At 62.9% G+C, this 560-nt stretch carries 1 protein-coding gene; it reads right to left on the bottom strand.

What is annotated here, in order from left to right; translation table 11 throughout:
* Positions 1-560 (bottom strand): calcium-binding protein (locus QUG03_RS23215; RefSeq protein WP_500821124.1); only part of this gene is annotated, 560 nt, incomplete at both ends.

Below are 560 nucleotides of genomic sequence, written 5' to 3'. Positions count from 1 at the left end.
AACCAGTCTTTCACCGTCACGCTGTCCTGGCCGTTGACGTGGCGGAACACCATGTCGTTGCCGCTGCGCAGCACCTGAATGTCGGTTTCCTTGATGCCGACGCCAAAGCGCAGTTCATCGCGGTACTCTTCACGCGCGATATCCGCATCCGCCTTGTCGATGATCAGGTCCTGACCGTCGCCCAGATTGAACAGATAGGTGTCGCGCGCATAGCTGCCGGTCAACGTGTCATTACCGGTGCCGCCTTCAAACACGTTGTCGTAACCTCGCCATCCAGCGAACAGCTGGTCGTTGCCTGCGCCGCCGCGCAAGGTGTCACCCTCAACGCGCCAGCCGCCGCCATCGTTGTTGCCGTAGATCACGTCGTCGCCATCGCCGCCTTCCAGCAGGTCCGCACCGTTGCCGCCGTTAAGCGTGTCGTTGCCGGCGCCGCCGCGCAGCGTATCGTTGCCGTCTTCGCCAAACAGGCCGTCATCGCCCTCCCCGCCTTCCAGCAGGTCGTTGCCGTTGCCGCCGTACAGCGAGTCGTTACCGCCGTTGCCCAGTATCCAATCGTCGAC

It is taken from the genome of Chromobacterium sp. CCUG 30098, from assembly GCF_059916605.1.
The sequence above is the reverse complement of the archived record's forward strand: the minus strand, read 5'-3'. Positions and strand labels throughout refer to the sequence as shown.